The 6203-nt window shown below is 63.5% G+C and carries 4 protein-coding genes; 2 read left to right on the forward strand and 2 right to left on the reverse strand.

Going from position 1 to position 6203, the window contains the following annotated elements; genetic code table 11:
- Positions 1 to 7: 7 nt before the first annotated feature.
- Positions 8 to 505 (reverse strand): acetyl-CoA carboxylase biotin carboxyl carrier protein, encoded by a 498-nt coding sequence (accB, locus tag ACP15I_RS04720; RefSeq protein WP_424974089.1) that lies wholly within the window; start codon positions 503 to 505, stop codon positions 8 to 10.
- A gap of 281 nt (positions 506 to 786) precedes the next feature.
- Here accB and ACP15I_RS04725 point away from each other — a divergent pair, with 281 nt between their 5' ends.
- Together ACP15I_RS04725 and ACP15I_RS04730 are read left to right on the forward strand one after the other, a co-directional pair.
- Positions 787 to 2328 carry an SGNH/GDSL hydrolase family protein gene (locus tag ACP15I_RS04725; RefSeq protein ID WP_424974090.1) on the forward strand — a complete coding sequence of 514 codons (1542 nt, stop codon included), beginning with the start codon at positions 787 to 789 and terminating at the stop codon, positions 2326 to 2328.
- A 385-nt stretch (positions 2329 to 2713) separates the two neighbouring features.
- Positions 2714 to 4237, forward strand: coding sequence for an SGNH/GDSL hydrolase family protein (locus ACP15I_RS04730; protein WP_424974091.1), 1524 nt, complete (start codon positions 2714 to 2716; stop codon positions 4235 to 4237).
- Positions 4238 to 4322: 85 nt separating this feature from the next.
- On the opposite strand, the gene acs is transcribed toward ACP15I_RS04730, so the two are convergent.
- Positions 4323 to 6203, reverse strand: a 1881-nt coding sequence (acs, locus tag ACP15I_RS04735) for an acetate--CoA ligase (RefSeq protein WP_424974092.1), incomplete at its 5' end; no start/stop codon positions are given.

A 6203-nucleotide genomic window follows, 5' to 3' on the forward strand; every position in this document is an offset into this window, starting at 1 on the left:
CTGCGCCTTACTCGATGATCATCAGGGGGGCACCGTATTCCACCGGCGAGCCGTCCTCGACGAAGATCCGGGTGACCTTGCCGGATTTCGGCGCGGAGATCTGGTTCATGGTCTTCATCGCCTCGATGATCAGGACCGTCTGGCCTTCCTTGACCGTGTCGCCCGGGCTCACGAAGGAGGCGGCGCCGGGCTCGGGCTGCAGATAGGCGGTGCCCACCATGGGCGAGGTCAGGGCGTTGGGGTCCTGGGCCGGATCGGCGGCAGGTCCGGCTTCGGGCGCGGCGGCCTCGGCGGCGGGCGCCGGGATCGCGGCAGGCGCGGCCGCAGCCACCTGTGTGGCGACCGGGGCGGCCACGGTCATGGTCTGGCGCGACACCCGCACATTCAGGCTGTCATCCTCGCCATAGTCCCGTTTGACCTGCAATTCGGTGAGATCATTGTCGCGCAGCAACTCTGCAAGCGCCTTGATGAAGGCCACATCATCGTCATGGGACTTGTTCGTCATGCCGTCCTCGGTTCTTCGAAATACCCGTCCGGAGAGGTCTGAAAACGCGTCCCTCCGGCGCTCTGACCCTCCCTATACGTGAGCCCCGCGCCCGAGGAAAGGGCCGGACCGGTGTTTTCGCGACCGGGCCCGGGCGATCAAGGGGGCGGATGTGACCTTGCGGCAGTCCGAAGGGCGGGCCGGGGTTAATTATTGGCACAACGGGGTCGGGAAGGGTATGTCAGAGGCGTGAGAGCTGGCCCGCAGAGGCTGCGCCAAACGACAGGGAGAGACCCGAGACTATGAGTTTTGATTTCAATACCACCGTGTTTTTCGGGGACAGCCTGACCGATGACGGCAATCTGTTCGAACTGACATCGGCGATCGCCACGGTTGGCGTTCCGGTCGAGGCCGCCGGCTACAACCAGCGGTTCAGTAATGGGCTGGTCTATGCGGAATATTCCGCCGACCTTCTGGGGGTCGCGACCGAGCTGAATTTCGGGATCGGGGCTGCCCGGGCGCTTGATGAGCTGACCTTGCGGGATCTGGTCGACGGCAATGGCGTCGAAGACTTCCTGACCGTTCCGCTGGACGATCCGGCGCTGGATTTCGACATCAATCTGGCCGCGCAGATCGACCGGTACTTGGCCGAGACCGCCAATCAGGACCGCGCGACCAGCAGTGCCACCCTGTTCATCGGCGCGAATGACTATCTGAACTTCGATCCCTCCTCGCCGGATGCGCTGGTGATCGAAGGTCTGGCCCTGATGCGGCAGATCACCGATGCGATCGAGGTCGCGGCCCGTCGCCTTGTGGATGCAGGCGTCGGTCAGGTCGTGATCAATGCGCTGCCGTCGGGCGAGTATTTCCCGGCTGTGCGCACGAACCCCTTGCTGGCGCCTGTGGCGGATCTGGTTCTGTCGCTGCACAATAACCGCCTGCAGGCCACGGTCGAAGAGCTGCAATCCGAAGGCGTGAACGCGGTCTTTATCGACATTCAAGCCATGACCCAGTCCATCGTGGACGATCCGCAGAATTTCGGCATCACCGCGCCGATCGATGAATTCCTCGTTCTGGATGACGATCCGGACAACCCGGTGCTCAACCCGGCGCTGGACGGTGTCTCGCTCAATCAGGTGGCCTTCATCGACGCGGTCCACCCGACGGATACGATCCACGGCGTGCTCGGAAGCTTCCACGCGGCCTCGCTGACCCATGACGTGACCATCGGATCGGGGATCGGCAGCCTGCGGTTCCTCGGCGAGGCCGAGGATCTCGCGCTGGCGGGCGGTGGCGCGGATATCCTGGCGCTGCGCGGCGGCGACGATATCGCCTTTGGCGAGGCGGGGGATGACCGGGTGATCGGGGGGCAGGGGATGGATATCCTGTCCGGCGGGGCGGATAATGATCAGGTGATCGGCGGTGCGGATGACGATGTTCTGACCGGTGGGACCGGCGATGACGTCACGCGCGGCGGTCGCGGCGATGATGTCCATATCGACCATCTGGGCTCGGACACCCATCTCGGCGGGTTCGGCAACGACACTTTCATCTGGCGACAGGAAACCCTGCTGGGCGGTGAGACCGGCGTGGACAGCAATGCCTTCGATGGCGGGTTCGGGGATGACCTCTTTGTCATGCTCTTCGAGACCCAGTCGGATCTCGATGCCTTCAATACCTCCAGCGGGCAGCTTGGCCAGACCCAGGCACTCGCGGATCTGGGCATCGCACTCGACAGCATCGAGGATATCGCGGCTGTGGTCGATCCCGAGGCGGAGCTGCTCATGGCGCAGCTCGGAGATCTCGCCCGCCTGCAAGAGGCCGACCTCTGGGCGCTGGTTTGATCCGGCCCAGCTCCAGACTGTGGCCGCAAAGCAACCGGCTAAAAACCGGATAAAATAAGGCGGATTTTTCTGCCCGAACCCTCTGACCGGTCGTGCCAAGGCGCGGCCGGTCTTCCTTTGCAGGGGGCGCGGGTGACAACCTCCTGCATCGTCATCCTTTTTTAAGACGCGGCTGTCATCACGCAGCGCATGACGGTGAAAACGCGGGGCAACTTGCCCTTGCGTCATCTCGCACGCGTCCCGCTCCGGCGGGCTTTGGCATTTACGAATTCGCAAGCTTCTCGGCGCACCCCCTCAGTGTCGGGCCAATGGTCCGTGTGACCGGGCCCGCGCCGCGTCCTCACCGCAGGCGCCCGGCCCAAGCGGGAAGCGTGGAAGGAGCATCATGCCAGAGGAATTTCAATTCGACACGGTCGCGTATTTCGGGGACAGCCTGACCGACAATGGCAACTTGCACGATCTGAGTGTCGCCGCGCTGTCTTTCAGCCTGCCGCGGGGGCCGCTGGGCTATAACCAGCGCTATTCGGACGGGCTGGTCTATGCCGAGCACGCGACGGGCTTTCTCGGCGCGGAGACCGAGCTGAACTACGCGATCTCCGGGGCGCGCGCGGTTGGAAACCGGAATGTCGGCGACCTCGTTGAGGACCTCAATCTGGATTACTTCCTGATCGTTCCCGATGACGATCCCTTGCTGTCTCTGGGCATAGACCTGTCGGCCCAGGTCGGCCGGTTTCTGGCGGATATGGAGGGGCAGGATCTGTCCGGTGTCAGTGCGTCCCTCCTGATCGGCACAAATGATTACGGCACGTTCAAACCGTGGAAGGTCACGAATTGGCTGTCCGAGAGCAAAGCCTTCGTGGCCGATGTGATCGATGGCATTCTTGAGAATGCCCGCGCCCTGCACGAGGCAGGTGTCGGGCAGATCGTGATCAATGGCCTGCCGGGATCGAGCTTCTCTTTCGGGCCGTATATCTCGCCCTTCGCGGGATATTCCTTTTTCTACCACAACAACCAGGTCGAAAAGGCGGTGGCCCAGTTGCAGGCCGAAGGGATCAACGCGGTCTTTGTCGATACCGAAGCGATGGCCAAGGCAATCTCGAGGGATCCGTTCAATTTCGGCATCACCGCGCCGATGAACGAACCTTACCTGCTGGAGGTGTATGGCGGGGACCCGATCCTGAACCCGGCGCTCGCAGGCGTGCCGCTGGACCAGATCGCCTTTCTCGACAGCGTGCATCCTACGGATGTGGTGCATGCCATGCTTGGGGCGTTCCACGCGGCCAGCCTGACCAGCACGGTCTATGTTGGCAACGAGTTCGGCAATCGAAAGACCTTCGGGGATGAGCAGAACCTCGTCATGGCGAGCGGCGGATCGGACCGGATGGTGCTGGCTGGCGGGGATGACATCGCGTTTGGCGAGCATGGGACGGACGAGCTGTCCGGTGGGGCCGGGATGGACATCCTGTCAGGTGGTTCCGAGACCGATGTCCTGTGGGGAGGCGCGGATGCCGATGTCCTGCATGGCGGGTCGGGCAATGACCTGATCTATGGCGAAGATGGCGCAGATGTCCTGCTGGACGGAACGGGTTCGGATGTGGCCGATGGCGGCGCGGGGGACGATCTGTTCATCTTTACCCAGGCGTCGCTGGCAGGCGGCACCGATGGCGTGGATGCGGATGTGTTCATCGGCGGGGAGGGGAGCGATCTTTTGGTTCTGCTGTTGACCGAAGCCAATGCCGCGGCCTTCGCCGCGGATCTCGGCACCGCCGGAGAGGTGGTGGCCCTGTCCAATCAGGGTATCACCACCAGCGGCATCGAAGAGATCCGCGTGATCACCGACCGGTCGGAGCTGGACGTCTTCAATGACCACGCAAGGCTTGAAGAGGCGGATGCTTGGGGGCTTGTCTGACCCGGGACCCAGCCGGGCCCGGGCGTCACACGTAAAAAAGGCCGGTCAAAGACCGGCCTTTTGAGCTTTTACAGGGCCCGCAGGCTCACCCTTTATTCATTCTGTTTTCGATGAGGTCGTCGACGACGGAGGGGTCTGCGAGGGTTGATGTGTCTCCGAGGGCGCCGAAGTCGTCTTCGGCGATTTTGCGCAGGATGCGGCGCATGATCTTGCCGGAGCGGGTTTTCGGCAGGCCCGGGGCCCATTGGATCAGGTCCGGCGCGGCGATCGGGCCGATCTCGGTGCGGACCCAGGTGCGCAGCTCCTTGCGGAGCTCCTCGGAGGGCTCTTCGCCATTCATCAGGGTCACGTAGCAATAGATGCCCTGGCCCTTGATCTCGTGCGGGTAGCCGACCACGGCGGCCTCGGCGACCTTGGCATGGGCCACGAGCGCGCTTTCGACCTCGGCGGTGCCCATCCGGTGGCCCGAGACGTTGATCACGTCATCGACCCGGCCGGTGATCCAGTAATAGCCATCCGCGTCCCGGCGGCAGCCATCGCCCGAGAAGTAGTAGCCCTTGTAGTCCGAGAAGTAGGTCTTCACGAAGCGCTCATGGTCGCCGTAAACCGTGCGCATCTGGCCCGGCCAGCTGTCCTTGAGGCAGAGCACGCCCTCGCATTCGGTCGCGGTGATCTCTTCGCCCGTGGTGGGCTCGAGCACGACGGGCTGGACGCCGAAGAAGGGCGTCGTGGCCGAGCCGGGCTTCAGGGCCGTGGCCCCGGGCAGCGGCGTCAGCAGGTGCCCACCGGTCTCGGTCTGCCACCAGGTGTCGACGATCGGGCATTTGCCCTTGCCCACATGGTCATTGTACCAGTTCCAGGCCTCGGGGTTGATCGGCTCGCCCACGGTGCCCAGCACCTTGAGCGTGCTCAGATCGCATTTCTCGACAAACTCCGGCCCCTTCGCCATCAGCGCGCGGATCGCGGTGGGGGCGGTGTAGAACTGGGTGACCTTGTGCTTGTCGCAGACCTCCCAGAAGCGGGACGCGTCCGGATAGGTCGGCACGCCCTCGAACATCACCGTGGTGCCGCCATTGGCGAGCGGGCCATAGACGATGTAGCTGTGGCCGGTGACCCAGCCCACATCGGCCGTGCACCAGTAGATGTCGCCCTCATGCACGTCGAAGACGTATTTCTGGGTCATCGCCGCATAGAGAAGATACCCGCCCGAGCTGTGCACCACGCCCTTGGGCTGACCGGTGGAGCCGGAGGTATAGAGGATGAACAGCGGATGCTCGGCCTCGACCTCGACGGGCATGTGGTGGTCCGAGGCCTCCAGCGCCATCTCGTTATAGTCGAAATCGCGCCCGTCGACCCAGGTGGTCTGACCGCCGGTGCGCTTGACCACCAGCATCTTGACGCTGTCCTTGGTGTGCAGCAGGGCCGCATCCGCATTGGACTTGAGCGGGGTCTGACGGCCGCCACGGGGGGCGTAATCGGCCGTGATGACAATCTTGGCATCGGCGCCGTTCACACGGGCGGCCAGGGCATCGGGGGAGAAGCCCGCAAAGACGATCGAATGGATCGCGCCGATCCGCGCGCAGGCGAGCATCGCATAGGCCGCCTCGGGGATCATCGGGAGATAGAGGATGACCCGGTCGCCCTTGCGCACGCCCATCTCTTCAAGAACATTGGCCATCTTGCAGACCGAAGCGTGCAGCGCCTTGTAGGTGATGTGCTGGGCCGGCTCGGCAGGATCATCGGGCTCGAAGATGATCGCGGTCTGATCCCCGCGCGTGGCCAGATGCCGGTCGATGCAATTGGCCGCCACGTTCAGCGTGCCATCCTCGAACCACTTCACATGCACATCATCATGCGCAAAGGACGTGTCCTTCACCTTCGTATAGGGCTTGATCCAGTCCAAAGACCGACCATGCTCCCCCCAAAACCCCTCAGGATCAGAAACCGACGCAGAATACATCGCGTC

Source organism: Dinoroseobacter sp. S124A (genome assembly GCF_049801015.1).
GTDB lineage: Bacteria > Pseudomonadota > Alphaproteobacteria > Rhodobacterales > Rhodobacteraceae > Dinoroseobacter.

Bases quoted from the DNA above. Each gene is read 5' to 3' on its own strand.
- ACP15I_RS04730 (WP_424974091.1), top strand. From the start codon at position 2,714: ATGCCAGAGGAATTTCAATTCGACACGGTCGCGTATTTCGGGGACAGC.
- accB (WP_424974089.1), bottom strand. From the start codon at position 505: ATGACGAACAAGTCCCATGACGATGATGTGGCCTTCATCAAGGCGCTT.
- ACP15I_RS04725 (WP_424974090.1), top strand. From the start codon at position 787: ATGAGTTTTGATTTCAATACCACCGTGTTTTTCGGGGACAGCCTGACC.